The organism is Peterkaempfera bronchialis, assembly GCF_003258605.2.
GTDB lineage: Bacteria > Actinomycetota > Actinomycetes > Streptomycetales > Streptomycetaceae > Peterkaempfera > Peterkaempfera bronchialis.
In genome coordinates this window covers 4,773,367-4,798,183 of record NZ_CP031264.1, presented here as the reverse complement: position 1 = coordinate 4,798,183, position 24,817 = coordinate 4,773,367, and the positions used below count along the sequence as shown (strand labels likewise).

At 71.7% G+C, this 24,817-nt stretch carries 21 protein-coding genes and 5 tRNA genes; 10 read left to right on the top strand and 16 right to left on the bottom strand.

Annotated elements, in window-relative coordinates; all coding sequences use genetic code 11:
* Position 1 precedes the first annotated feature (1 nt).
* Positions 2-220, top strand: coding sequence for a hypothetical protein (locus C7M71_RS21405; protein WP_111491160.1), 219 nt, complete (start codon positions 2-4; stop codon positions 218-220).
* 179 nt (positions 221-399) lie between these two features.
* On the opposite strand, the gene C7M71_RS21400 is transcribed toward C7M71_RS21405, so the two are convergent.
* From C7M71_RS21400 to leuC, 4 genes are all read right to left on the bottom strand, one after another.
* Positions 400-1,122, bottom strand: a complete 723-nt coding sequence (locus C7M71_RS21400) for an HU family DNA-binding protein (protein ID WP_111491159.1) — start codon at positions 1,120-1,122, stop codon at positions 400-402.
* Between the two features lie 125 nt (positions 1,123-1,247).
* Complete coding sequence (locus tag C7M71_RS21395; protein WP_111491158.1) at positions 1,248-1,517, bottom strand: SCO5555 family protein; 270 nt, start codon at positions 1,515-1,517, stop codon at positions 1,248-1,250.
* A gap of 92 nt (positions 1,518-1,609) precedes the next feature.
* The gene (gene leuD / locus C7M71_RS21390; RefSeq protein ID WP_111491157.1) at positions 1,610-2,206 is read right to left on the bottom strand and encodes a 3-isopropylmalate dehydratase small subunit; all 597 of its coding nucleotides are present in this window, start codon (positions 2,204-2,206) and stop codon (positions 1,610-1,612) included.
* 5 nt (positions 2,207-2,211) lie between these two features.
* A complete protein-coding gene (leuC, locus tag C7M71_RS21385; RefSeq protein WP_111491156.1) occupies positions 2,212-3,633 on the bottom strand; it encodes a 3-isopropylmalate dehydratase large subunit in 1,422 nt (473 codons plus the stop codon).
* A 162-nt stretch (positions 3,634-3,795) separates the two neighbouring features.
* On the opposite strand from leuC, the gene ndgR reads away from it, so the two are divergent.
* A complete protein-coding gene (ndgR, locus tag C7M71_RS21380) occupies positions 3,796-4,509 on the top strand; it encodes an IclR family transcriptional regulator NdgR (protein ID WP_055585585.1) in 714 nt (237 codons plus the stop codon).
* A gap of 159 nt (positions 4,510-4,668) precedes the next feature.
* Here the strand turns inward: ndgR and C7M71_RS21375 are convergent.
* The 9 genes from C7M71_RS21375 to C7M71_RS21335 all read right to left on the bottom strand — a co-directional run bounded on the left by C7M71_RS21375 (position 4,669) and on the right by C7M71_RS21335 (position 8,628).
* A tRNA-Gln gene (locus C7M71_RS21375) sits at positions 4,669-4,740 on the bottom strand.
* Positions 4,741-4,744: 4 nt separating this feature from the next.
* Positions 4,745-4,817 (bottom strand) — tRNA-Glu (locus C7M71_RS21370).
* Between the two features lie 9 nt (positions 4,818-4,826).
* Positions 4,827-4,902 (bottom strand) — tRNA-Glu (locus C7M71_RS21365).
* A gap of 48 nt (positions 4,903-4,950) precedes the next feature.
* Positions 4,951-5,023, bottom strand: a tRNA-Glu gene (locus tag C7M71_RS21360).
* Positions 5,024-5,094: 71 nt separating this feature from the next.
* Positions 5,095-5,166 (bottom strand) — tRNA-Gln (locus tag C7M71_RS21355).
* An 83-nt stretch (positions 5,167-5,249) separates the two neighbouring features.
* Positions 5,250-5,963: an HAD family hydrolase gene (locus C7M71_RS21350; protein ID WP_111491155.1), complete on the bottom strand. Its 714-nt coding sequence runs from the start codon at positions 5,961-5,963 to the stop codon at positions 5,250-5,252.
* A 3-nt stretch (positions 5,964-5,966) separates the two neighbouring features.
* Positions 5,967-7,478 (bottom strand): glutamate--tRNA ligase, encoded by a 1,512-nt coding sequence (gltX, locus tag C7M71_RS21345; protein ID WP_229758833.1) that lies wholly within the window; start codon positions 7,476-7,478, stop codon positions 5,967-5,969.
* Positions 7,471-8,253 carry a fumarylacetoacetate hydrolase family protein gene (locus tag C7M71_RS21340; RefSeq protein ID WP_111491154.1) on the bottom strand — a complete coding sequence of 261 codons (783 nt, stop codon included), beginning with the start codon at positions 8,251-8,253 and terminating at the stop codon, positions 7,471-7,473. Before C7M71_RS21340 ends, gltX begins: the two co-directional genes overlap by 8 nt.
* A gap of 192 nt (positions 8,254-8,445) precedes the next feature.
* Positions 8,446-8,628, bottom strand: coding sequence for a hypothetical protein (locus C7M71_RS21335; RefSeq protein ID WP_111491170.1), 183 nt, complete (start codon positions 8,626-8,628; stop codon positions 8,446-8,448).
* Positions 8,629-9,452: 824 nt separating this feature from the next.
* On the opposite strand from C7M71_RS21335, the gene C7M71_RS21330 reads away from it, so the two are divergent.
* From C7M71_RS21330 to C7M71_RS21295, 8 genes are all read left to right on the top strand, one after another.
* Positions 9,453-12,914: a sensor histidine kinase gene (locus tag C7M71_RS21330; protein WP_229758832.1), complete on the top strand. Its 3,462-nt coding sequence runs from the start codon at positions 9,453-9,455 to the stop codon at positions 12,912-12,914.
* Positions 12,915-12,916: 2 nt separating this feature from the next.
* Positions 12,917-13,339 (top strand): roadblock/LC7 domain-containing protein, encoded by a 423-nt coding sequence (locus tag C7M71_RS21325; protein ID WP_111495411.1) that lies wholly within the window; start codon positions 12,917-12,919, stop codon positions 13,337-13,339.
* Positions 13,340-13,434: 95 nt separating this feature from the next.
* A complete protein-coding gene (locus C7M71_RS21320; protein WP_111495409.1) occupies positions 13,435-13,866 on the top strand; it encodes a DUF742 domain-containing protein in 432 nt (143 codons plus the stop codon).
* Positions 13,847-14,449, top strand: a complete 603-nt coding sequence (locus tag C7M71_RS21315) for a GTP-binding protein (RefSeq protein ID WP_114914478.1) — start codon at positions 13,847-13,849, stop codon at positions 14,447-14,449. The genes C7M71_RS21320 and C7M71_RS21315 overlap by 20 nt, the downstream gene beginning before the upstream one ends.
* Before the next feature lie 666 nt (positions 14,450-15,115).
* Positions 15,116-18,385, top strand: a complete 3,270-nt coding sequence (locus C7M71_RS32710) for a nitrate- and nitrite sensing domain-containing protein (RefSeq protein WP_265737670.1) — start codon at positions 15,116-15,118, stop codon at positions 18,383-18,385.
* Positions 18,386-18,395: 10 nt separating this feature from the next.
* Positions 18,396-18,809, top strand: coding sequence for a roadblock/LC7 domain-containing protein (locus tag C7M71_RS21305; RefSeq protein WP_111495390.1), 414 nt, complete (start codon positions 18,396-18,398; stop codon positions 18,807-18,809).
* A 180-nt stretch (positions 18,810-18,989) separates the two neighbouring features.
* The gene (locus C7M71_RS21300; RefSeq protein WP_111495392.1) at positions 18,990-19,700 is read left to right on the top strand and encodes a DUF742 domain-containing protein; all 711 of its coding nucleotides are present in this window, start codon (positions 18,990-18,992) and stop codon (positions 19,698-19,700) included.
* Positions 19,681-20,265: a GTP-binding protein gene (locus C7M71_RS21295; protein WP_114914476.1), complete on the top strand. Its 585-nt coding sequence runs from the start codon at positions 19,681-19,683 to the stop codon at positions 20,263-20,265. The genes C7M71_RS21300 and C7M71_RS21295 overlap by 20 nt, the downstream gene beginning before the upstream one ends.
* A 48-nt stretch (positions 20,266-20,313) precedes the next feature.
* Here the strand turns inward: C7M71_RS21295 and cimA are convergent, their stop codons facing one another.
* The 3 genes from cimA to C7M71_RS21280 all read right to left on the bottom strand — a co-directional run bounded on the left by cimA (position 20,314) and on the right by C7M71_RS21280 (position 24,774).
* A complete protein-coding gene (gene cimA, locus C7M71_RS21290; protein ID WP_111494063.1) occupies positions 20,314-21,978 on the bottom strand; it encodes a citramalate synthase in 1,665 nt (554 codons plus the stop codon).
* A gap of 367 nt (positions 21,979-22,345) precedes the next feature.
* A complete protein-coding gene (locus C7M71_RS21285; protein WP_111494061.1) occupies positions 22,346-23,464 on the bottom strand; it encodes a branched-chain amino acid aminotransferase in 1,119 nt (372 codons plus the stop codon).
* Between the two features lie 266 nt (positions 23,465-23,730).
* Positions 23,731-24,774, bottom strand: a complete 1,044-nt coding sequence (locus C7M71_RS21280; RefSeq protein WP_111494059.1) for a 3-isopropylmalate dehydrogenase — start codon at positions 24,772-24,774, stop codon at positions 23,731-23,733.
* Positions 24,775-24,817: the final 43 nt, after the last annotated feature.

Here is a 24,817-nt window from a genome sequence, read left to right as displayed (position 1 = left end):
CATGCAGGCCACGGCTTTCACCTTCTCCCCCGACACGCGCTCCGGTTCGGTGCTGCTCGACGACGGGACGCCGGTGCCGTTCGACGCGGCGGCCTTCGACGCGGGCGGCCTGCGGCTGCTGCGGCCCGGGCAGCGGGTGCGGATCCGTACGGAGGGCGAGGGCGAGGCCCGGCGCGTGGTCTTCCTCACCCTCCAGACCTTCCCCGACCCGGGCGCCTGAGCCCGGGGCAGCCGAGCCCGGGACACCTGAGCCTGGGACATCTCTGCCCCGGGGCGCCTCCACACGACGAAGCCGCAGCGCCCTGCGGCCTGCGGCTTCGGTCGGCATTCTCGGTGGGGGCTTCGGTCGGCGGCTTCGGTCGGCATCCTCGGTGGGCGGCTCCGGTGGGTGCTGCGGGTTCAGCCGGCCGGTGCCGCGATCTTGCGGGTGACCGCCCTGCGCGCCGCCGTCTTACGGGCGGGTGCCGTCTTCTTGGCGGCGGCCGAGGACTTCTTCGCCGCCGTCTTCTTCGCTGTGGTCTTCTTGGCCGCGCCGGCCTTCTTGGCGGCCGTCTTCTTCGCCGCCGCGGCAGCCTTCGTGGTGGCGGCCTTCTTCGCCGGGGCAGCCGCAGCGGTGGCCTTCTTGGCGGCGGGCGCCGCCTTCTTCGCTGCGGCCTTCCTGGCTGCGGTGGCCTTCTTGGCCGCCGCCTTCTTCGTGGGCCGCGCGGTGGCCGCCGCCTCCGCCGGGGCTGCGGCGGCGGTCCGCTTGGCAGCCGCGCGCTTCACTGCGGCGGTCGTCCCGGACTTGCCCGGGGTGAGGGAGCCCTTGGGCGCCTTCTTCACCGAGGGGCCCTCCTTGGGCAGCTTCTTGCTGCCGCTCACCAGGTCCTTGAATCCCTGGCCGGGACGGAACCGGGGGACGGAGGTCTTCTTGACCCGGACCTTCTCACCGGTCTGCGGGTTGCGGGCGAACCGCGCGGAGCGGTCCACCTTCTCGAAAGTGCCGAAGCCGGTGACCGAGACCCGGTCACCGGCCACCACGGCCCGGACGATGGTGTCGAGCACAGCGTCCACTGCCTCTGCGGCGGCCCTACGACCACCGAGCTGCTCGGCCACCGCTTCGACAAGCTGTGCCTTGTTCACGTCTTCCCCTTCGGAAACCGGCACGCCGATGAATCCACCAGCGCAATTCGCACGTTAGGCATCTATATACGGTCTGGCAATTACCAAACGGGCGAATCACCCTAGTGTCGCAATGGATTTGTGCATCAGCGGCGGGGCCTCGGGGGCAACCGCCCGGCCTCCAGATCGGCCAGGATGCGGCCCAACCTCCGTGCTGCGGCGGGGAGATCCCGCTTCGCGGCCTCGGTGACCGCCAGCAGCCGCCGGACCAGTACGGTCCTGGTTTCCTCGGACACGTTCAGCGCACGCACCCGGGTGTGCGCATGCTTCAACCGCTCGGCCACGAGGGCGTAGAGCGCGACCTCCTGTGGCCCGCTCTCGCCGTGCTCGCACGGGGATTCACGGCGCCGGTCCATGGCTCGATTGTGCCAGTGACGGCCGATGGCCCGCCCCCCGCCGGAGCGGGGAACGGGCCATCGGGGGCCATCGGCCGGGTGTGGCGCGGCGGTCAGGCGACCGGCAGGGTGCGCGGCTTGAACGACGGGCGGGACGCCTCGAAGGCGGCGATGTCGTCCTCGTGCCCGAGCGTGATGCCGATGTCGTCCAGGCCGTTGAGCAGCCGCCAGCGGACGTTCTCGTCGAGCTCGAAGTCGGCGGTGACGCCCTCGGCGCGGACCTGGCGGGCCTCCAGGTCGACGGTGATCTCGGCGGTCGGGTCGGCCTCGACGAGCGCCCAGAGCCGCTCCACGGTCTCCTGCGGCAGGATCACCGTGAGCAGGCCGTTCTTCAGCGAGTTGCCCCGGAAGATGTCGGCGAACCGGGAGGAGATCACGGCCCGGAAGCCGTAGTTCTGGAGCGCCCAGACCGCGTGCTCACGGGAGGAGCCGGTACCGAACTCGGGTCCGGCCACCAGCACGCTGGCGCCCTGCCGCTCCGGCCGGTTGAGCACGAACTCGGGGTCCTTGCGCCACGCCTCGAAGAGGCCGCCCTCAAAGCCGTTGCGGGTGACCTTCTTCAGCCAGTGCGCGGGGATGATCTGGTCGGTGTCGACATTGCTGCGGCGCAGCGGGACGGCCCGGCCGGTGTGGGTGGTGAACTTCTCCATCGGTCTCAGACCTCCACAAAGCTGCGGTCGTTCAGGTCGGCCGGTGCGGCCAGTCGACCCAGTACGGCGGTGGCGGCGGCGACCTGGGGGGAGACCAGGTGGGTGCGGCCCCCCTTGCCCTGCCGTCCCTCGAAGTTGCGGTTGGAGGTGGAGGCGCAGCGCTCACCGGGGGCCAGCTGGTCCGGGTTCATGCCCAGGCACATCGAGCAGCCGGCGTGCCGCCACTCGGCGCCGGCGGCGGTGAAGACCTTGTCCAGGCCCTCCTCGATCGCCTGGAGGGCGACCCGTACCGAGCCGGGGACGACCAGCATCCGCACCCCGTCGGCGACTTTGCGGTCCCTGAGGATGTCGGCGGCGGCGCGCAGGTCCTCGATCCGGCCGTTGGTGCAGGAGCCGACGAAGACGGCGTCCACCGCGACCTCGCGCAGCGGGGTGCCGGCGGTGAGGCCCATATAGCGCAGGGCGTTCTCGGCGGCGGTGCGCTCGGAGGGGTCGGTGTAGGAGGCCGGGTCCGGGACGCTGGCGCCCAGCGGGGCGCCCTGGCCGGGGTTGGTGCCCCAGGTGACGAACGGGGTCAACTCGCTCGCGTCGATGTAGACCTCGTGGTCGAAGACCGCGTCCTCGTCGGTGGCCAGGGTCTTCCAGTAGGCGACCGCGGCGTCCCAGTCCTCGCCCTGCGGGGCGTGCGGGCGGCCCTTGAGGTAGGCGAAGGTGGTCTCGTCGGGGGCGATCATGCCGGCCCGGGCGCCCGCCTCGATGGACATGTTGCAGATCGTCATCCGCGCCTCCATGGAGAGGTTGCGGATGGCCGAGCCCCGGTACTCCAGGACGTAGCCCTGGCCGCCGCCGGTGCCGATCCTGGCGATGATGGCCAGGATGAGGTCCTTGGCGGTGACGCCCTCGGGCAGCTCCCCCTCGACGGTGATCGCCATGGTCCGGAACGGCGCCAGCGGCAGCGTCTGGGTGGCCAGGACGTGCTCCACCTGGCTGGTGCCGATGCCGAACGCCAGCGCGCCGAAGGCGCCGTGGGTGGAGGTGTGGCTGTCGCCGCAGACCACGGTGGTGCCGGGCTGGGTCAGGCCCAGCTGCGGGCCGACCACATGCACCACGCCCTGCTCCACGTCGCCCAGCGAGTGGATGCGGACGCCGAACTCCGCGGCGTTGCGGCGCAGCGTCTCCAGCTGGGTGCGCGAGACCGGGTCGGCGATGGGCTTGTCGATGTCGAGAGTGGGCGTGTTGTGGTCCTCGGTGGCGATCGTGAGGTCGGTTCGCCGGACCTTGCGCCCTGCCAGCCGGAGGCCGTCGAACGCCTGCGGGCTGGTCACCTCGTGCAGCAGGTGCAGATCGATGTAGAGCAGGTCGGGCTCGCCATCGGCGTGCCTGACGACGTGGTCGTCCCAGACCTTCTCCGCGAGTGTCCGTCCCATCGCTTTCCCTCCGGCCGGCCGCACTGCCGGCCTGTTCGTGTGGCGTCGCCGCCCCGCCGCCGCGTCTGTTCGCTGGCGGTTCCCGGGCTGCTGCTCCAAGAGTGACGGAGATCCCGGGATATTGAACTTGCGTCTCGCGATCTGAGACTGCAATATCAGGGCATGGACAACTCTAGCGGCGTCGGCGTTCTCGACAAGGCGGCTCTGGTGCTGAGCGCTCTGGAGTCCGGCCCCGCCACCCTGGCCGGACTCGTCGCCGCCACCGGACTGGCACGACCCACCGCGCACCGCCTGGCGGTCGCCCTTGAGCATCACCGCCTGGTCACCCGGGACATGCAGGGGCGTTTCATCCTGGGTCCGCGGCTCGCCGAACTGGCCGCCGCCGCCGGCGAGGACCGGCTGCTGGCCACCGCCGGGCCGGTGCTCACCCACCTGCGCGACGTCACCGGCGAGAGCGCCCAGCTCTACCGCCGCCAGGGCGACATGCGGATCTGCGTGGCGGCGGCCGAGCGGCTCTCCGGTCTGCGCGACACCGTGCCGGTGGGCTCCACCCTCCCGATGAAGGCGGGCTCCGCCGCCCAGGTGCTGCTGGCCTGGGAGGAGCCCGAGCGGCTGCACCGCGGCCTCCAGGGCGCCCGCTTCACGGCCACCGCCCTCTCCGGGGTACGGCGGCGCGGCTGGGCCCAGTCCATCGGCGAGCGGGAGCCCGGCGTGGCGTCGGTCTCGGCCCCCGTACGCGGCCCGTCCAACCGGGTCGTGGCGGCTGTCTCCGTCTCCGGTCCCATCGAGCGGCTGACCCGCCACCCGGGTCGGCTGCACGCCCAGGCCATCATCGAGGCCGCCAACCGGCTCACCGACGCGCTGCGGCGCGGCTGAGGCCGCCCGCCGGCCCGGAGTCCGGAGTCCGCCACGGCGGGCTGCGGGCCCGGGCGTGTCGGCGTGGCGCGTCAACCCGAAAGGGCAGGTCGGCCCGGAAAGCACGAAGGCCCCCGGCTAAGCCGGGGGCCTTGAGCATATGACCAGCGATTCATCTCGCTGGGGTACCAGGACTCGAACCTAGACTAACGGAGCCAGAATCCGTCGGGCTGCCAATTACCCCATACCCCATCAGTACCCCCGACCGGATTCGAACCGGCGCTACCGCCTTGAGAGGGCGGCGTGCTAGGCCGCTACACAACGGGGGCGGGCCTGGCTGGTACCCCCGACCGGATTCGAACCGGCGCTACTGCCTTGAGAGGGCAGCGTGCTAGGCCGCTACACAACGGGGGCGGGAACCAGGTCCCCCGCTCCGAGTGACCGGAGCGGAAGTGTCAAGCGTACCCCCGACCGGATTCGAACCGGCGCTACTGCCTTGAGAGGGCAGCGTGCTAGGCCGCTACACAACGGGGGCCTGATCTTGCGGCGGAGCCCTCATGGCCCGGCCCTCCGCAATCGGAGGGCCGTGGCCAGCGAGAACTCTCGCTGGGGTACCAGGACTCGAACCTAGACTAACGGAGCCAGAATCCGTCGGGCTGCCAATTACCCCATACCCCACTGCTCGGCTCCGAGGAGCTTCGCTTGGCTTGCGCTTCCTGGTCCTACCCTTCCGGGCCCTCCCGGGCGGCGCAGGAAGAACATTACCCGATGCCCGGCGCGGCTCCCAAATCGATAAGGCGCAGGCGCGCGGGCAAGTCGGCCAGGGTGCGGATGCGGTGCACGCCGTCGGGCGGCTCCTCGGCCGTACCGGTCCGATCCAGCCAGATTCCATGCAGTCCGGCGTCGCGCGCACCGAGGGCGTCCGCGTCCAGCCGGTCGCCGACATAGGCGATCCGGTGCGGCGGCAGGCCCAGCGTGTCGCAGGCGGCGGTGAAGGCCCGGGGGTCCGGTTTGGCGAACCCCAGCCCGTCGCAGCAGAGCAGGCAGTCGAAGCGGGCTCGCAGGCCCAGCCGGCGCAGCTTGCGCTCCTGGTGGACGAGCGAGGAGTTGGAGAGCACGCCGTGCCGGTAGCGGCCGTCCAGAGCCTCCAGGGCGGGCAGCACATCGGGGAAGAGGCACCAGGCGTCCTCGTAGTGCCGCACATAGCCGGCGAACCAGGAGTCGGCATGTTCGTCGGAGAGCAGCGGGTCGTCCAGGAAGCGCCGGGCGCGCTCCCGGCGGTGCTCCAGCCAGGTCAGTTCGCCCGCCTCGAACCGCGCGTACACCTCCTCCATCACGGTCCGCCAACGGCCGAGGGCCTGCTCGTCGGCGAGCAGGCCCTCGGTGGTGAGGTGGCGCAGGATGCCGGTGCGCTCGGCGCCGGTGTAGTCGAAGAGCGTGTCGTCGACGTCCCAGAGGACCCCTGCGAGCGCCATCGGTCAGCTGTCGCCGGTCGGGATCAGCTCCAGGGCGGCCCGCAGGCGGCGCAGCGTCTCCGCGCGCCCCAGCAGCTCCATCGACTCGAAGAGCGGCGGGGAGACCCGGCGGCCGGTCACCGCGACCCGCAGCGGGGTGAAGGCGAACTTGGGCTTGATCCCGAGCCCCTCCACCAGGGCCTCGCGCAGCGCCGCCTGGATGGGCTCCGGGGTGAAGTCGGCCACCTCCTCCAGCGCCTTGACACCGGCCTCCAGCACCGGGCGGGCGTCGGCGGTGAGCACCTTCTGCGCATCGGCCGGGTCGACCGCGAAGTCGTCCGGCGAGGCGAAGAGGAAGCCCAGCATGCCGACGACCTCGCCGAGCACGGTCATCCGCTCCTGGGTCAGCGGAGCGGCGCGGCCCAGCAGCGCCAACTGCTCGGCGGTGGGCTCCGCCGGCAGCAGCCCGGCCGCCTGGAGGAAGGGCACCAGCCGGCGGGCGAACTCGTCGGCGGGCAGCTCACGCAGATGGTGGGCGTTGATCGCCTCGGCCTTCTTGAGGTCGAAGCGCGCCGGGTTGGCGTTCACCTTGGCGATGTCGAAGGCGGCGACCATCTCCGCCATGGAGAACAGGTCGCGGTCCTCGGCGAGCGACCAGCCCAGCAGCGCCAGGTAGTTGAGCAGCCCCTCGGGGAGGAAGCCGCGCTCGCGGTAGAGGTTGAGCGACGCCTGCGGGTCGCGCTTGGAGAGCTTCTTGTTGCCCTCGCCCATCACATACGGCAGATGGCCGAAGTGCGGGGCGGTGCCGCTGCCGACGCCGATCTCGCCGAGCGCGGCGTAGAGCGCGATCTGGCGGGGCGTCGAGGAGAGCAGGTCCTCGCCCCGGAGCACATGGGTGATCCCCATCAGGGCGTCGTCCACCGGGTTGACCAGGGTGTAGAGCGGGGCGCCGTTGGCGCGCACGATGCCGTAGTCCGGCACATGCTCCGGCTCGAAGGTCAGCTCGCCGCGCACCAGGTCGTCGAAGGTGATGGTGGTGTCCGGCATCCGGAACCGCACGATGGGCTCGCGGCCCTCGTCGCGGTAGGCGGACTGCTGCTCGGCGGTCAGGTCGCGGCAGTGGCCGTCGTATCCGGACGGCCGGCCGGCGGCGCGGGCCGCCTCGCGGCGGGCGTCCAGCTCCTCGGTGGTGCAGAAGCACTCATAGGCGTGGCCGGCCTCGCGCAGCCGGCGGGCGACGTCGGCGTAGATGTCCATCCGCTGCGACTGCCGGTACGGCGCGTGCGGGCCGCCCACCTCGGGGCCCTCATCCCAGTCGAAGCCGAGCCAGCGCATGGCCTCCAGCAGCTGCTGGTAGGACTCCTCGGAGTCGCGGGCCGCGTCGGTGTCCTCGATGCGGAAGACCAGGGTGCCGCCGTGGTGCCGGGCGAAGGCCCAGTTGAACAGGGCGGTCCGGACCAGGCCGACATGCGGGTTGCCGGTCGGGGAGGGGCAGAAGCGGACCCGGACGGTCGGGTCCGGGATTGCGTTAACCACGCTTGATCACCTTGTTGGTGAGAGTGCCGATGCCTTCGATGGAGACGGCGACCTCGTCGCCGACGTGGAGCGGGCCCACGCCTGCGGGGGTGCCGGTGAGGATGACGTCGCCCGGGAGGAGCGTCATCGCCTCGGAGATGTGGACGACCAGGTCCGCGACCGAGCGCACCATCTGGGAGGTGCGCCCCGCCTGCCGGAGCTCGCCGTTGACCGTGCAGGTGACGGCCAGGTCGGCGGGGTCGAGGTCGGTCTCGATCCACGGGCCGAGTGGGCAGGAGGTGTCGAAGCCCTTGGCCCTGGCCCACTGGCCCTCGCGTTGCTGGACGTCGCGGGCGGTGACGTCATTGGCGCAGGTGTAGCCGAAGACCACCTCGGGCACCCGGGCCGCCGGGACCTCCCGGCACATCCGGCCGATGACCACGGCCAGTTCGGCCTCGTAGTGGACGTCGGAGGAGAACGGCGGGTACGCGATGGACTCGGTGGGGCCGATCACGGCGGTGGAGGGCTTGAAGAAGGTCAGCGGGACCTCCGGCACCTCGTTCCCCAGCTCGGCGGCGTGGGCGGCGTAGTTGCGGCCCACCGCCACGATCTTGTTGGGCAGCATCGGGGTGAGCAGCCGGACGTCGGCGAGCCGGTGGATCTCGCCGGTCGGCTGGGGCGGGCCGAAGGGGTGGCCGGCCAGGGCGTGCACGACGAGCGAGTCGGGCCGCTCGGCCTCGCCCTCGACCACGCCGAAGGAGACATTCCCGTCGATGGAGAATCGGGCGATACGCACGGGTGGCCGGGCTCCTTGGGTCGGCGGCTGATCGTCCTCCCAGGCTATCGCGGCACCTGCGCCGGAGGCTCACCGGAGACCGCCGCCGAGGTGTGCGCATATAGAGCGGACAGACGGTGCGTCCCCGGGGACGCGGCGGGGGCGCCGGACCCGCCCTCGCGGCGGGTGCCGGCGCCCCCGGTACGGGATGCGTCAGCCCTCGCGGCCCGGCACCTCCATGAGGGTGGTGCGGCGCGGGTTGGCGGTGCTCTCCGGCAGCGGCCGAGGCTCGCGCTGGTCGGCGGCCTGGGCGGGCAGCACCTCGAAGCCCTCGACCGAGGCGAGCGTGGTGCGGCGCGGGTTGGCCGTCGGGCGGAAGCTCATGGTCGTCTTCATGGACACGCGTGACCCCTACTTGTCATCGAACCGGCGGCGGTGGTGTCAGGGCCTGTCGAACGGGGCAGTACTCCGGGAGGCACCCGCCTGCAACCGATGCCACTCCCGTCTTTCAGGTCCCTGCACGCGCCAGATTAGAGATCTCTTTCCACAGGCACTGTGAGCGAAGCTATATACCAGCCTGTGATTTTGGTCACAATTTGGTCACAGAAAGCGACATTCGGGACATTTGGGCACCCTTCGATTTTCCGACATCGGGAACAGTCCAGGCATTCCGCCCGAGGCATGTCACGCAGGCCGCATAGACTCCGGCTGCCGCGTGTCCGAAAGATGCGGTATTCCAGCAACACCGGCACACAGTGCGTCATCGGTGGTGCGCACAGCGTGGTCGCGTCGAACACGCTGCGTCGCCCCTTGTTGGAGATCCGCCGCTGTGCTGGAATTCCACGGACCGCCGGAGGCGAATCCTCCGGAGCGCTGAGCAGCGCAGGGGGCCGAAACGGCGGCCCCGGGCAGACCCGGACGATCCGGGGTTGCGGAATCGAACTCGACACCGTCCCGCCGCGGCAACGCGGGGGACGCCTGGTCCAGAGGTTGCGACGCTAGTGCAGGGACGTTTCAAAAGGGGTGGCGGCGCCGCGGGTGACCCGGAGGAGCGCGAGCCCGCTGCGACCCCCCAGCAGGCAGGCTCAAAAGCTGCTCCGGGAGCCCCGGGCGCTCGCGGGGCCGGCTCCGACCCCGCTCCGGACGGCAGTAACGAGAGCCGCCGGGCGCGAACCCGGGCACGCCTCGACCGCGCAAATGCCCGACGCAAGGCCACCGGTATGCGCCGCTTCGCGCTGCGCAACTGGCGTATCCGTACCCGACTCATCGCGCTGCTGACGCTGCCCGTCATCGCCGCCCTGATCCTGGGCGGTCTGCGTATCCAGTCGTCGCTCCAGAACGCGCGCGACCTGGATCGGATGGCCGGCCTCAGCACCCTGGCGAGCAAGGCAACGGCGGTCGCCGACGCCATCCAGACCGAACGCGACCTCAGCGCCGGTCCCTTCATCCAGAACCACCGCAACGACGACGACGTCCTGACGGCTCGTAAGGAGACCGACACCCTCTACCGGTCGTACATGGCCGCGGCGGCGGAGTTCGAGGCACTGGAGCTGCCCGGCGCCAACGCGCTGCTGACCCAGATCAAGTCGGACGTCAACCGGCTGACCACGCTGCGCGACTCGGCCTACAAGCAGTCGACCAACCTCCAGGCCACGATCACCGGCTATGACGCGGTGATCAAGGGTCTGATCGCGATCAGCCAGGACATGGCGCTCAGCTCCAGCAACCCGGATCTGATCGAGTCCACCCGCGCACTGGAGCAGTTCTCCCTCGCCAAGGAGAGCGTCTCCATGCAGCGGGCGCTGATCAGTGCGGGCTTCGCGCGCAGTCCGATCAGCCTGAGCGGCAGCGACGAGAGCTTCGGCTCCTCGCTCCGTACCGACGTCGAGAGCTCGCTCAACACCTTCAAGGCGATCTACGGGACCGAGCGGTCCCAGGCGCTGCTGGCACCGCTGAACCTCAACGCCGAGATCAAGATCTCCGACCGCTACTCGGAGCAGGTCCTCACCACCAACGGCATCCAGCAGGTCGCGCCGATGACCTACCTGGAGTGGTACAACACGGCCAGCGCCAAGATCAGCGCGATGCACTCCATCGAGACCCGGCTGCTGGAGCAGATGCAGAGCCAGGCCGCCGATCTGCGCTCCGAGGCGCAGACCGACGCCATCATCAACGGTGTGCTGATCGCCCTGGTGCTGCTGGTCGCGGTGGCTGGCGCCGCCCTGGTGGCCCGTTCCATGGTGCGCTCGCTGACCCGCCTCCAGGAGTCGGCCGAGGACGTCGCCGAGCGCCGTCTCCCCGAGCTGGTCAAGACCCTCTCCGAGGCCGACCCGCAGGACGTGGACGTCACCGTCGAGAAGGTGGGCATCGACTCCACCGACGAGATCGGCCATGTGGCCCACGCCTTCGACATGGTGCACAGCGAGGCCGTCCGCCTCGCCGCCGAGCAGGCGCTGCTGCGAGGCAACATCAACGCGATGTTCACCAACCTCTCGCGCCGCAGCCAGGGCCTGATCCAGCGTCAGCTCTCGCTGATCTCCGAACTGGAGAGCCGCGAGGCCGACCCGGACCAGCTGGCCAGCCTCTTCAAGCTGGACCACCTGGCGACCCGTATGCGCCGTAACGGTGAGAACCTGCTGGTCCTCGCGGGCGAGGACCCCGGCCGCCGCTGGACCCGCCCGGTCCCGCTGGTCGACGTGCTCCGCGCCGCCGCCTCCGAGGTGGAGCAGTACGAGCGCATCGAGCTGGCCTCGGTGCCGTCGGCGGACGTCGCCGGCCGGGTCGTCAACGACCTCGTCCACCTGCTCGCCGAGCTGCTGGAGAACGCGACCTCGTTCTCCAGCCCGCAGACCCGCGTCCGGGTGACCGGCCACGCCCTGCCGGACGGCCGGGTGCTGGTCGAGATCCACGACACCGGTATCGGCCTCTCCCCCGACGACCTGGCCGACATCAACGAGCGGCTGGCGAACCCGCCGGTGGTGGACGTCTCGGTCTCCCGCCGCATGGGCCTCTTCGTGGTCGGTCGGCTCTCCCTGCGGCACGGCATCCGCATCCAGCTGCGCCCCAGCGACTCCGGCGGCACCACCGCCCTGGTCATGCTGCCGGTGGACGTCACCAACGCCGCCGACCGCCGTGGCGGCGGTCGCGGCGGTGCGGGCGGCAAGCAGCGCGGTGCCGGTCCGACCCCGCGCCAGCGCGCGGTGCCCGGCGCCGACGCTCCGGCCGGCCTGCTCGGCCAGGGCGGCGCCCAGCGTCCGCAGATCGGCACCGGCGGGCGCCCGCAGGGCGGCCCGGGGCAGGCCCCGGCCGGTCTGCCGACCCGCGACGGCGGGCAGTCCCCGACGCCGCCGACCGGTCCGCAGCGCGGTGGCCGCCCGGCCGCCGACCCCGGCCGCCAGCCGCAGGGCCCCGGCCAGCGCCCGCAGCAGCCGATGCCGACCGCCGAGCTGCCGAACAACGACGGTGTCTGGGCCGCGGAGCGCACCCAGCACAGCACCGCGGGTCCCGACCCGCGCGGCGGACAGGCCCCGCAGGCCGGCGGCCGTGGACCGCAGCAGTACCGGCCCGGCCCGGACCAGGAGGCCGAGCAGCGCGCCCGGGGGTTCGCTCCCCAGGCGCCGCAGCAGCAGGCACCGCACCAGCAGACGCAGCAGCAGGCATCCCACCAGATGCCGCAGCAGCAGATGCCCCAGCAGCAGGCGCCCCGTCACCAGCTGCCCAACCCCCAGCCGGCCAACCCCCAGGCGTCGGGCCCGGCCCCGGCCAACGCGCTCGACAGCACCGTGCAGTTCCCGCGGCCGAACTACGAGGCCGAGATCGACCCGCGCGACCCGCTGGGCCTCGGCCCGGTACCGCCGGCTCCCCAGCCGCCGGCCCCGCAGCCGCCCGCGCCGGTCCAGCACCAGCACCCGCAGCACCACGCCCAGCAGCACCACGCCCAGCAGCAGGGCGGCCGACCGGCCGTCCCCGCAGCGCCGCAGCAGCCGATGGCGCTGCCGCCGGGCAGCGACTCGGACCCGCTCACCCGTCCGATGAGCGCCGAAGCGGTGCAGCAGTCGGCCGGGGACGCGGGATCGCCGATCTTCGAGGCGATGGAGTCCAACTGGTTCCGCACCGGTGCGGCCGGTCGGATGCGCGCGGTCCACGTCAACGAGGACCGGGCCGCCGCCCCCATGGCACCGCAGGCACCCCAGGCGCCGCAGGCACCCCAGGAGCCGGTCCGGGGCGTCTCCCGCCCGGCCCCCGGCGCCCCCCGGCAGCGGACCGCCGACGCCCCGCGACCGGCAGCCGGCCGGCCCGTGGACCGGGCGCCGATGCCCCCCACCGCCGAGGGCCCGGGCGACGCGCCGTGGCGTTCCTCGGCCAATGACGAGCGCTGGCGGCGTGCCGAGCAGGTGCGCGAGCCGGCGTCGGACGGGATCACCTCGTCCGGCCTTCCCCGCCGGGTGCCACGAGCCAACCTCGTGGCAGGCACGGCGGAGCAGGCACCGCTGGGAGGCCCCCAGGTCTCCCGGGCGCCCGAGGAGGTGCGCGGCCGGCTCACCAACCTGCGCCGCGGCATCCAGCAGGGCCGCCGGGCCGGAGCCGCCGACCCCCACCAGGGCAGGCCCGGCGGATTCCCGGACAGCGGGACCGGAGCATTCGGTAACGGCGCCTACGGGCCCGACCACCAGGAGCGTTGACAGTGAGCCAGCTGAGCCAGGCGGCGAGCAACCTGAACTGGTTGATCACCAATTTCGTGGACAACACCCCCGGGGTGTCGCACACGGTGGTGGTCTCCGCCGACGGACTCCTCCTCGCCATGTCCGACGGCTTCCCCCGCGACCGGGCCGACCAGCTCGCCGCGGTGGCTTCCGGCCTCACCTCGCTGACCTCCGGGGCGTCCCGGATCTTCGAGGGCGGCGCTGTCAACCAGACCGTGGTCGAGATGGAGCGGGGCTTCCTGTTCCTGATGGCCGTCTCCGACGGCTCCTCGCTGGCGGTGCTGGCCTCTCCCGACTCCGACATCGGTCTGGTCGGGTACGAGATGGCACTGCTGGTCGACCGCGCCGGTGACGTACTGACCCCCGCTCTGCGGGCGGAGCTCCAGGGCAGTCTGCTGCACTAGACCCTCACCGACCGGTGGCGGGGCAGGACCGCCCCGCCACCGGGAGAACCACCCCGCTGACACGGGCTCGATCCGCTGCAGCGCAAGGAGGATTCATGACCCCGCCCCCCGGCACAGCCGGCCCGTATGGAAACGGGTACGGCAACGGCTACGGTGACCAGCAGTCAGGTGGCTACGAGCAGCAGCAGCCACTGGTGCGCCCATACGCGATGACCGGTGGCCGCACCCGGCCCCGGTACCAGCTCGCGATCGAGGCACTGATCTCCACGACCGCCGCCGCAGGTCGCCAGGGCGGACTGCTCCCAGAGCACCAGCGCATCGTCCACCTCTGCCGCGAACTCAAGTCCGTGGCCGAGATCTCCGCGCTGCTCTCCATGCCGCTCGGCGTGGCGCGCATCCTCGTCGCCGACCTGGCCGAAGCCGGCCTGGTCGCGATCCACCAGCCCGCTGCCGCCTCCGGCGAGTCCGGCGGCCAGCCCGATGTGACACTGCTCGAAAGGGTGCTCAGTGGACTTCGCAAGCTCTAGGCCTGCCGACCCGGGCTTCGGCGGGACGGCGACCCGGGCGACCACCTCCGCGAAGATCGTCGTCGCGGGCGGCTTCGGTGTCGGCAAGACCACCCTCGTCGGCGCGGTCTCCGAGATCAACCCGCTGCGCACCGAGGCCGTCATGACCTCGGCCTCGGCCGGGATCGACGACCTCACCCACACGGCGGGCAAGACCACCACCACGGTGGCCATGGACTTCGGCCGCATCACCCTCGACGAGGACCTGATCCTCTACCTCTTCGGCACCCCCGGCCAGGACCGCTTCTGGTTCATGTGGGACGACCTGGTCCGCGGCGCCATCGGCGCCGTCGTCCTGGTCGACACCCGCCGGCTCGCCGACTGCTTCCCCGCGATCGACTACTTCGAGAACAGCGGACTGCCGTTCGTCATCGCCCTCAACGGCTTCGACGGCCACCAGCCGCACAGTCCCGAGGAGGTCCGCGAGGCCCTGCAGCTCGGCCCGGACACGCCGATCATCACCACCGACGCCCGACGCCGCGACAGCGCCAAGTCCGCGCTGATCACCCTCGTCGAGCACGCCCTCCTGGCCCGGTTGAGGTAAGGAGTCGGCGATGGGCGGCCCGGTCTGCGCCTCCTCCGGTGCACGGCGGGCCGCCCCACGGCGCCGGAGGACGCGCCCCCGCGTGGCGGGTCCCAGCGCACGCCCCCTTGGGACACCTCGACTGCATAACGGTTCGGTAGGGATTTCGCCGAGCGCGGTCACCCAGCGTGGCCGATCGGGGCCGTTGTGCCCATGTCTTCGCAGTCATTCGTTGCTCAGTGTTGCCATATGCCCTAATTGCCCTGCGCCAACAGGTCGTGCACAGCTGTTTGTTCCCCTTGCCGTGCACGTGCTGAAATTCCAGCTACTCCCCGGGCCACCTCCGTCTGAGCCGCCGCACAGCAGGCCGCGACCCGGGCAGTGCCGCTGGATTGATCCATGGCCGCCGAGCGGCCGAGAGGTTGTTGTCGAGTGAGGCGTAAGCAGCCAGTCACCCCGCAGCGGCGCCCCGAGCCCCGTCAGGGACAGTCCGGGAACCCCGGCGACTCCCGGGACCGCGCCGCGTTCACGCCCTTTTCCGCCTCTGCGGAGCGCCCCGGATCCGGGCCTTCGGCAGCAGGTTCTGCGGCGGCCGGGCGCGAGACTTCCGGCAGACCCGCCCCCGCCCGGCCGACTGAGACCCTGTCGGACGACGACGGGCGGCGGACCGGCGGCCTCTCCGGCCGGTTGGGTGCGCTCGCCCCGAGAAACTGGCGAGTACCGACCCGGCTGGTCGCGATCCTGCTGATCCCGGTCGTCATCGCGCTGGTCTTCGGCGGACTGCGCGTCAACAGCTCCATCGACGGCTGGCTGGCCGCCGACCGGGCGGAGAAGACCGCCCAGCTGGCCCACGCCGCCACCTCCCTCGCCGACGCCCTTGAGCAGGAGCGCGACCTCTCTGCCGTCCCCATCATCACCGGCGGCGACCAGGCCAAGGTGACGGAGCTGCGCCAGGCCACCGACGACGCCCTGGACGCCTACAACAAGGCGTACCAGCCGCTCTCCGACGACGCCCGGCTGGCCAAGCGGAACACCGCCTTCCTCCAGCTGGTGGAGTCGCTGCCGGAGCTGCGGAAGAACGCCTTCAACACGCGCCTCTTCCCCACCGCGACACAGAACGCCTACTCGGTGCTGATCGCTCCGCTGATGTCGTTCGAGAACGAGGTCGGCTTCGGCAGCTCCTCGGTCACCAGCCGTGGCCGCGCCATCTACGCGGTCGTGCTGGCCAAGGCTTCCGCGTCGACGCAGCGGCTGCTGATGACCCAGCTGCTGCTGGGCACCGGGAGCCTCAGCCGGCCGGAGACCAGCGCCATGGTCCAGGCGATCTCGGTCTCCAACAAGCTGGAGGAGGTGTCGCTGGACGAGTTCCAGACCGGCACCACCGACGACGACCTGAAGCTGTACCAGCACGCCGTGGGCGAGGAGGCGGCAGCGGCCTCCGCCGCCGCGGCCAAGAGCCGCAAGCCGGTCCCCACCGTCACCCAGCAGATCAGCCTGGCGCTCTCCGCCACCCAGGCCGCCTCGGCGGCGCCGAGCAGCACGGCGGCGCTCCAGGCCATGGCGACGGCCCAGCAGCAGGGCCTCACGGTCTCCAACTGGCTGACCGCGACCGGCACCCACATCCAGACGTACCGCAGCGTCGAGACCCAGCTCAACGACCTGGTGGTGGCGGACGCCCACCGGATCAAGAGCCGTGCGCAGAACGACGCCATCCTCAACTCCGCGATCGTGCTGGTCTCCCTGGCCGTCGCCGCCCTGCTGACCGGCTTCGTCGCACGCTCTATGATCATCGGCATGCGCACCCTGCGCGCCGCCGCCCTCGACATCGCCGGCCACCGTCTCCCCGACCTGGTCGACCGGCTGTCCAAGACCGACCCCGAGCGGGTCGACACCTCCGTCAAGCCGATCCCGCTGCACGGCCGGGACGAGATCGGCGAGGTCGCCCGCGCCTTCGACGAGGTGCACCGGCAGGCCGTCCACCTCGCCGCCGAGCAGGCGATGCTGCGAGGCAACGTCAACGCGATCTTCACCAACCTCTCGCGCCGCAGCCAGGGCCTGATCCAGCGTCAGCTGTCGCTGATCACCGACCTGGAGAACAACGAGGCCGACCCGGACCAGCTGGAGAACCTCTTCAAGCTGGACCACCTGGCGACCCGTATGCGCCGCAACGGCGAGAACCTGCTGGTCCTCTCCGGCGAGGAGCCCGGCCGCCGCTGGAACCAGCCGGTCCCGCTGGTCGACGTGCTCCGCGCCGCCGCCTCCGAGGTGGAGCAGTACGAGCGCATCGAGCTCTCCGGCATCCCGGGGGCCGAGATCGTCGGCCCCGCCGTGACCGACCTGGTCCACCTGCTCGCCGAGCTGCTGGAGAACGCCACCACCTTCTCCAGCCCGCAGACCCGGGTGCATGTGACGGCGACCCGGCTGCCGGACGCCCGGGTGCTGGTGGAGATCCACGACAAGGGCATCGGCCTCACCGGCGACGACTTCGCGGAGATCAACGAGAAGCTGGCCAACCCGCCGACGGTGGACGCCTCCATCTCCCGCCGCATGGGCCTCTTCGTGGTCGGCCGGCTGGCCGAGCGCCATGAGATCCGGGTGCAGCTGCGGCCGTCCGGCGAGTCGGCCGGCACCACCTCGCTGGTCATGCTCCCGGCCCACCTCACCCAGGGGCAGAGCGCGCCGGAGCCGGTGGAGGAGCAGTTCACCGTCTCCCGGATCTTCGCCGAGCAGGGCAACTCCGAGGAGACCTTCGAGCAGCTCAGCGCCGCCGACCTCGGCTTTGACGACAGCCGCTTCGAGCAGGCCGGGGAGGCCGGCGGCTTCAGCCCCGCGCTGGACTCCATGAACCGGTCGATGCGGCTGGAGCAGCGCCGCCGGGCGGCGCTGGAGGCCGGGCCGTCCGCGCTGCCCGCCGAGCCCGCCCACCCGGCCGAGCCGACCCCGGCGGCGGCCCCGGCCGAGCCGGTTGCCCCGGCTGCCCAGGCTGCCCCGGCCGCGCCGGAGTACTCCCAGGGCTTCCAGGGCCAGGAGTACGAGAGCCAGGAGTACCCGCCGCAGGCATACCAGGGCGACCAGTACGCCGCCCCGCAGTACGCCGACGACAGCTACCCCCAGCAGGGTTTCGAGCAGCAACCCTTCGAGCAGCAGCAGTTCGACCAGCAGGGTTTCGACCAGCAGGGTTTCGACCAGCAGCCGTTCGAGCAGCAGCAGTTCGAGCAGAGCGGCTACCCGGAGCAGCAGCCCTACGGCGGCGCGCCCCAGCAGTCGTACGCCCAGGAGTTCCCCGCCGACCCGTACACGGGCGGGCAGTTCGCCGAGCCCTATGGACACGGCTATGACGCCGGCGGCTACTCCGGTGACCGGTTCGAGGCGGAGTCCCCGGCCGCCCCGGCCCCGGCGCCGGAGAACCCGCCGCGACAGGCATCGCCGCTGCAGACGCCCTCCGGGCTGCCCCAGCGGCGCCCCGGCCAGGCGTTGCCCGGCGGCGGCGGGAACAGCCTGGGCAACCGGGCCATCGGCGGCCTGGAGGCCGGCGAGAAGCCCAACTGGTTCACCGGCGCGCGGGACACCGCCCCGGCCGACACCACGGAGCCCTCGGGGACGGCCGGTCCGGCCGCTGCCCCGTGGCAGACCCCGAACGACACCTCGTGGCAGCGCGCGGAGCAGGTGCGCGACCCCGCCGCCGGCGGGGTGACACCGTCCGGCCTCCCCCGCCGGGTGCCCAAGCAGAACCTCGTCCCGGGCAACGCCCAGACGGCCCCCCAGGACGGCCCCCAGATCTCCCGCACTCCCGAGGAGGTGCGCGGCCGGCTCACCAACCTGCGCCGCGGCGTCCAGCAGGGACGCAGTGCCGGCAGCGATTCGTCGGTGACGGGTAGTTTCCGGATCGACCAGGGCGGCAACGAACAGCACGGCAGCACCGATCTCTTCGGCGGCTCGAACCACCAGGAGCGTTGAGTTGAGTCAGATGAGCCAGGCGGCACAGAATCTGAACTGGTTGATCACCAATTTCGTGGACAACACCCCCGGGGTGTCGCACACGGTGGTGGTCTCCGCCGACGGACTCCTGCTCGCCATGTCCGACGGCTTCCCCCGCGACCGGGCCGACCAGCTCGCCGCGGTGGCTTCCGGCCTCACCTCGCTGACCTCCGGGGCGTCCCGGATCTTCGAGGGCGGCGATGTCAACCAGACCGTGGTCGAGATGGAGCGGGGCTTCCTGTTCCTGATGGCCGTCTCCGACGGCTCGTCACTGGCGGTGCTGGCCTCTCCCGACTCCGACATCGGTCTGGTCGGGTACGAGATGGCACTGCTGGTCGACCGCGCCGGTGCGGTGCTCACCCCCGCCCTGCGGGCCGAGCTCCAGGGCAGTCTGCTGCACTGACCACCGGCTGCACCTCCCGGTCAGTCCCGGGCCCCCGCGAGGAGGGCCCGGGATCGGCTGTTGTACTACTGCCGGTAGTAGTAACCCGCCGGCACAGCAAGGGGACCTGACACAGCACGGCACAGCACCAGTCGCACAGCACCAGTCGCACCGCCCCGTCGCTCCACGTGAGGAGGAACCGTGACACCGCCCGACGACCGCAGCGGTCCGTACGGCGTTCCCTATCCCGGCACGGGCCATGATGCCTTCGGTGCCCCCGGCACCGGCTACGGCTCCGGGGGACACGGCGCCCACGGCCGCCCCGGAGGCGGGCAGCAGTTCCCGCAGCGCGGGGACGGCAGGCGCTGGACAGGCCCCGATGGGTACGACCAGGACTACGGCCGGCAGCAGTACGAGTCTCCCTATCCGCAGCACCAGGACACCGACCCCTACGGCGGCGGCTACGGGCAGACCGCACCGGCCGACCCGTACCCCGAGCAGCAGGTCCCCGACAGCTATGCCGAGGACTTCCCCGACGACTTCCCCGAGGACACCGGGGACGGCCATGACGACGAGCCGCTGATCCGGCCGTTCGCCATGACCGGCGGGCGCACCCGCCCGCGCTACGAGCTGGCGATCGAGGCCCTGGTCTCGTCCACGGCCTCTCCGGAGCGGATCGGCACCCTCCTTCCGGAGCACCAGCGCATCTGCACGCTCTGCACCGAGATCAAGTCGGTCGCGGAGGTCTCCGCGCTGCTCTCCATGCCTCTCGGCGTGGCGCGCATCCTCGTCGCCGACCTGGCCGAAGCCGGCCTCGTCGCCATCCACCAGCCCGCCGCCGGGGGCGAATCCGGCGGACAGCCCGACGTGACACTGCTCGAAAGGGTCCTCAGTGGACTTCGCAAGCTCTAGCCCGGCTGCCGCGACCCGCGCCACCACCTCCGCGAAGATCGTCGTCGCGGGCGGCTTCGGTGTCGGCAAGACCACCCTCGTCGGCGCGGTCTCCGAGATCAACCCGCTGCGCACCGAGGCCGTCATGACCTCGGCCTCGGCCGGGATCGACGACCTCACCCACACGGCGGGCAAGACCACCACCACGGTGGCCATGGACTTCGGCCGCATCACCCTCGACGAGGACCTGATCCTCTACCTCTTCGGCACCCCCGGCCAGGACCGCTTCTGGTTCATGTGGGACGACCTGGTCCGAGGCGCCATCGGCGCCGTCGTCCTGGTCGACACCCGCCGGCTCGCCGACTGCTTCCCCGCACTGGACTACTTCGAGAACAGCGGACTGCCGTTCGTCGTGGCCCTCAACGGCTTCGACGGCCACCAGCCGCACAGTCCCGAGGAGGTCCGCGAGGCCCTGCAGCTCGGCCCGGACACGCCGATCATCACCACCGACGCCCGACGCCGCGACAGCGCCAAGTCCGCGCTGATCACCCTCGTCGAGCACGCGCTGCTGGCCCGGCTGCGCTGAGTCCGGACACCGGGGAGCCGGCGGCGGTTGCCGCCGGCTCCCGGTCCGTCATGCCTCGGGGTCCACTCCGGCGCGCAGCAGGCCGTAGGTGTAGGCGTCGTCCAGGGCCTGCCAGGAGGCGGCGATGACATTGGACGCCACGCCCACGGTCGACCACTCGCGGGTGCCGTCGGAGGTGTCGACCAGCACCCTGGTCTCCGACCCGGTGCCATGCCGCCCCTCCAGGATGCGGACCTTGTAGTCCACCAGCTCCAGCTTGGCCAGCTGCGGGTAGATCCGCTCCAGCGCGGTGCGCAGCGCCCGGTCGAGGGCGTCCACCGGCCCGTTGCCCTCGCCGGTGGAGACGATCCGCTCGCCCTTGGCCCAGAGCTTCACGGTGGCCTCGTTGACCGCGCCGCCCGCCGGGGTCTGCTCGACGATGGCCCGCCAGGACTCCACGGTGAAGAAGCGCTCCCGGCTGCCCTTCACCTCGTCGCGGAGCAGCAGTTCGAAGGAGGCGTCGGCGGCCTCGTAGCTGTACCCGGCCTTCTCCTGCTTCTTGATCCGGGCGACCACCCGGCCGACCAGGTCGCGGTCGGCGGAGAGGTCGTAGCCGAGCTCCTTGCCCTTGAGCTCCACCGAGGCGCGGCCGGCCATGTCGGAGACCAGCATCCGCATGGTGTTGCCGACCAGCTCGGGGTCGATGTGCTGGTACAGGTCGGGGTCGACCTTGATGGCGGAGGCGTGCAGCCCCGCCTTGTGGGCGAAGGCGGAGACGCCGACATAGGGCTGGTGGGTGGAGGGCGAGAGGTTGACCACCTCGGCGATGGCGTGCGAGATGCGGGTCATCTCGGCGAGCCGGCCGGCGGGCAGCACCCGGCGGTCGAGCTTCAGCTCCAGGGCCGCGACCACCGGGAAGAGGTTGGCATTGCCGACCCGCTCGCCGTAGCCGTTGGCGGTGCACTGCACATGGGTGGCCCCGGCGTCGACGGCGGCCAGGGTGTTGGCGACGGCGCAGCCGGTGTCGTCCTGGGCGTGGATGCCGATGCGGGCACCGGTCTCGGCGAGCACCTCCGCGACGATCGCGCGGAGCTCACCGGGGAGCGTGCCGCCGTTGGTGTCGCAGAGCACCACCACATCGGCGCCGGCCTCATGGGCGGCCCGTACCACGGCGAGGGCGTAGTCCCGGTTGGCCCGGTAGCCGTCGAAGAAGTGCTCGCAGTCGATGAAGACGCGGCGGCCCTCGGCGCGCAGATACCGCACGCTGTCCCGGACCATCTCCAGGTTCTCTTCCAGGGTGGTGCGCAGGGCCAGTTCCACATGGCGGTCGTGGGACTTGGCGACCAGGGTGACCACGGGGGCGCCGGAGGCTACCAGGGCGGCCAGCTGGGGGTCCTCGGCGGCGCTGCCACCGGCCCGGCGGGTGGCGCCGAAGGCGACCAGCTGTGCGTGCCGCAGGTCCAGTTCGGTCTGGGCGCGGGCGAAGAACTCGGTGTCGCGGGGGTTGGCGCCGGGCCAGCCGCCCTCGATGAAGCCGACGCCGAACTCGTCCAGGTACCGGGCGATGGTGAGCTTGTCCGCGACGGTGAGGTTGATGCCCTCGCGCTGCGCCCCGTCGCGCAGGGTGGTGTCGAAGACGTGGAAGGCGTCGCCCGAAGGGCCGGTCTCCCTGATGCTCTCCTGGTTGCCGACCGCCTTGTTGCTGGCGGCCTCGCTGCTGCTGGCCTCGGTCATGGCCGTGGATCTCCTGTCCGGGTGGGTAGTGCCTGCCGGGTTCCCGGCTCCACTGTCCCCCTCCCCGCGGGCGCCGATCGGCGTCTTCGGCCTCCTTGTGGGAGGTCTCACGTCGCCGGTCCAAAACAAAAGACCCCTCGCGGGTGCGAGAGGTCTGCGCGCGGGTCTGGGACACGATGGTCGCTCCGAGTCGGTTCGTCGGAGCGGTCACTGCGGACCGGCGCGCCTGCTGCCAATAATCACGACGAGCGAGGACACGGTCGCAGTCTTGCACAGCTCTGCCGCTTCGACCGAACCGGTCTCACCATGCGGGCGGCCCGATGGGATCATCGGGCCGCCCGCGCGGACGTCTGCGGTGGGGTGGGCGTCAGCAGATGGTGTGCATCCAGCCGTGGGTGTCGGGGGCCTGGCCGGTCTGCACGGCCAGCAGGGCCTCACGCAGCCGCATGGTGACCGGGCCCGGCTCACCGCTGCCGACGGTCCAGTCGGCGCGGGTGGACTTCACCGAGCCGACCGGGGTGATCACGGCGGCGGTGCCGCAGGCGAAGACCTCGGTGAGGGTGCCGTCGGCGTTGCCGTTCTTCCAGTCGTCGATGGAGATACGGGCCTCGGCGGTCTCATGGCCGAGGTCGGCGGCCAGCCGCAGCAGGGAGTCGCGGGTGATACCGGGGAGCAGGGAGCCGGAGAGCTCGGGGGTGACGATGCGGGCGTCCTCGCCCTCCCCGTACACGAAGTACAGGTTCATGCCACCCATCTCCTCGATCCAGCGGCGCTCCACGGCGTCCAGCCAGACGACCTGGTCGCAGCCCTTCTCGGCGGCCTGGGCCTGGGCGACCAGCGAGGCGGCGTAGTTGCCGGCGCACTTGGCGGCGCCGGTGCCGCCGGGTGCGGCGCGCACATACTCCTCGGAGAGCCAGACCGAGACCGGCTTGACGCCGCCGGGGAAGTAGGCCCCGGCCGGGGAGGCGATCAGCATGAAGAGGTACTCGTCGGCCGGGCGCACGCCGAGGCCGACCTCGGTGGCGAACATGAAGGGCCGCAGGTAGAGGGACTGCTCGGGCTGGGTGGGCACCCAGTCGCGGTCCTGCCGGACCAGCACCTCGACCGCCTCGACAAAGGTCTCCACCGGCAGCTCGGGCATGGCCAGCCGGCGGGCGGAGGACTGGAACCGCTCGGCGTTGGCGGTCGGCCGGAAGGTGGCGATGCTCCCGTCGGCCCGGCGGTATGCCTTCAGGCCCTCGAAGATCGACTGGCCGTAGTGCAGCGTCATATTGGCCGGGTCGATCTCCAGCGGCCCGTACGGCACCAGCTGGGCGTCGTGCCAGCCCTGGCCCTCGGTCCAGCGGATGGTCACCATGTGGTCGGTGAAGACGCGGCCGAAGCCGGGGCTGGCCAGCCGGGCCTCACGCTCCGCTGCGGGCAGCGGGTGCGAGGAGGGCTTGAGTGCGATCGTGAGGGGGGCCTGGGCAAGGGGTGCCGTGGTCATGGCTGCGTGAGTCCTTCACCGTCTCGTCGTGGCGGGCCGCCGGACGCCTCTCGGCACAGCCGAGGGACCGGGGCCCAGGTTCGATGGTCGCATCCCGAGGGCCGGGTCGGACAGCCGTGGGGTATCGAACGACCGGTCGGTCACGGTCGGTGGTGATTCCCCTGCGAAACGTCGCGAAGCGGCCCGGGATGCCTGCCGGGGGCGGAGCCCGTGTTCCGGCAAGCTGTCCGGGCCGCTTCGCGGGGAAGGGCGCGGGTGAGTGCCGGTCAGCCGGCTACTCGGGCGGCGAGCGCGTCGCCGATCTGGGAGGTGGAGCGGACCGGACCGTCGATCCGCTCGGCGAGGTCGGCGGCGACGGCCGCCTCGATCCGGGCGGCCTCCTCCGCCAGACCGAGGTGCTCCAGCAGCATGGCGACCGAGAGCACCGTGGCGGTGGGGTCGGCCTTGCCCTGACCGGCGATGTCCGGCGCGGAGCCGTGCACCGGCTCGAACATCGACGGGAAGTCGCCGCTCGGGTTGATGTTGCCGCTGGCGGCCAGCCCGATCCCGCCGGTCACGGCGGCGGCCAGGTCGGTGAGGATGTCGCCGAAGAGGTTGTCGGTGACGATCACGTCGAACCGCTCGGGCTGGGTGACAAAGAAGATCGTCGCCGCGTCCACATGCAGATAGTCGGTGGTGACCTCGGGGAACTCCTGGCCGACCCGCGCGAAGATCGAGCTCCACAGGTGGCCGGCGTGCACCAGCACATTGTTCTTGTGGACCAGGGTGAGCTTCTTGCGCGGCCGGGCGGCGGCGCGGCGGTAGGCGTCGCGGACCACGCGCTCGATGCCGAAGGCGGTGTTGAGCGAGACCTCGGTGGCCACCTCGTGCGGGGTTCCGGCGCGCAGCGTGCCGCCGTTGCCGACGTACGGGCCCTCGGTGCCCTCGCGGACCACCACGAAGTCGATCTGCGGCTCGCCCGCCAGCGGCGACTTCACGCCGGGGAAGAGCTTGCCCGGGCGGAGGTTGACATGGTGGTCGAAGGCGAAGCGGAGCTTGAGCAGCAGCCCGCGCTCCAGCACGCCGGACGGCACCGACGGGTCGCCGACCGCGCCGAGCAGGATGGCGTCGTGGCCCTTGAGCTCCTCCAGCACCGAGTCCGGCAGGGTCTCTCCGGTGGCGTGCCAGCGGCGGGCGCCGAGGTCGTACTCGGTGGTCTCGACCTTGGTGCCGGACGGCAGCGCCGCGCCGAGCACCTTGAGGCCCTCGGCCACGACTTCCTGGCCGATACCGTCACCGGGGATCACTGCGAGGCGGATGCTGCGAGACATGTCCGGAACCCTACTCGGCCGTCCAGGGGCTGACATCCCGTGT

What these genes read in the sequence shown, in the direction of transcription:
- C7M71_RS21280 (WP_111494059.1), bottom strand. Translation starts at nt 24,774, where the DNA reads ATGTCTCGCAGCATCCGCCTCGCAGTGATCCCCGGTGACGGTATCGGC.
- ndgR (WP_055585585.1), top strand. Translation starts at nt 3,796, where the DNA reads ATGGACAACTCTAGCGGCGTCGGCGTTCTCGACAAGGCGGCTCTGGTG.
- C7M71_RS21320 (WP_111495409.1), top strand. Translation starts at nt 13,435, where the DNA reads ATGACCCCGCCCCCCGGCACAGCCGGCCCGTATGGAAACGGGTACGGC.
- C7M71_RS21330 (WP_229758832.1), top strand. Translation starts at nt 9,453, where the DNA reads ATGCGCCGCTTCGCGCTGCGCAACTGGCGTATCCGTACCCGACTCATC.
- C7M71_RS21335 (WP_111491170.1), bottom strand. Translation starts at nt 8,628, where the DNA reads ATGAAGACGACCATGAGCTTCCGCCCGACGGCCAACCCGCGCCGCACC.
- leuC (WP_111491156.1), bottom strand. Translation starts at nt 3,633, where the DNA reads ATGGGACGGACACTCGCGGAGAAGGTCTGGGACGACCACGTCGTCAGG.
- C7M71_RS21350 (WP_111491155.1), bottom strand. Translation starts at nt 5,963, where the DNA reads ATGGCGCTCGCAGGGGTCCTCTGGGACGTCGACGACACGCTCTTCGAC.
- cimA (WP_111494063.1), bottom strand. Translation starts at nt 21,978, where the DNA reads ATGACCGAGGCCAGCAGCAGCGAGGCCGCCAGCAACAAGGCGGTCGGC.
- C7M71_RS21395 (WP_111491158.1), bottom strand. Translation starts at nt 1,517, where the DNA reads ATGGACCGGCGCCGTGAATCCCCGTGCGAGCACGGCGAGAGCGGGCCA.
- C7M71_RS21285 (WP_111494061.1), bottom strand. Translation starts at nt 23,464, where the DNA reads ATGACCACGGCACCCCTTGCCCAGGCCCCCCTCACGATCGCACTCAAG.
- leuD (WP_111491157.1), bottom strand. Translation starts at nt 2,206, where the DNA reads ATGGAGAAGTTCACCACCCACACCGGCCGGGCCGTCCCGCTGCGCCGC.
- C7M71_RS21305 (WP_111495390.1), top strand. Translation starts at nt 18,396, where the DNA reads ATGAGCCAGGCGGCACAGAATCTGAACTGGTTGATCACCAATTTCGTG.
- C7M71_RS21405 (WP_111491160.1), top strand. Translation starts at nt 2, where the DNA reads ATGCAGGCCACGGCTTTCACCTTCTCCCCCGACACGCGCTCCGGTTCG.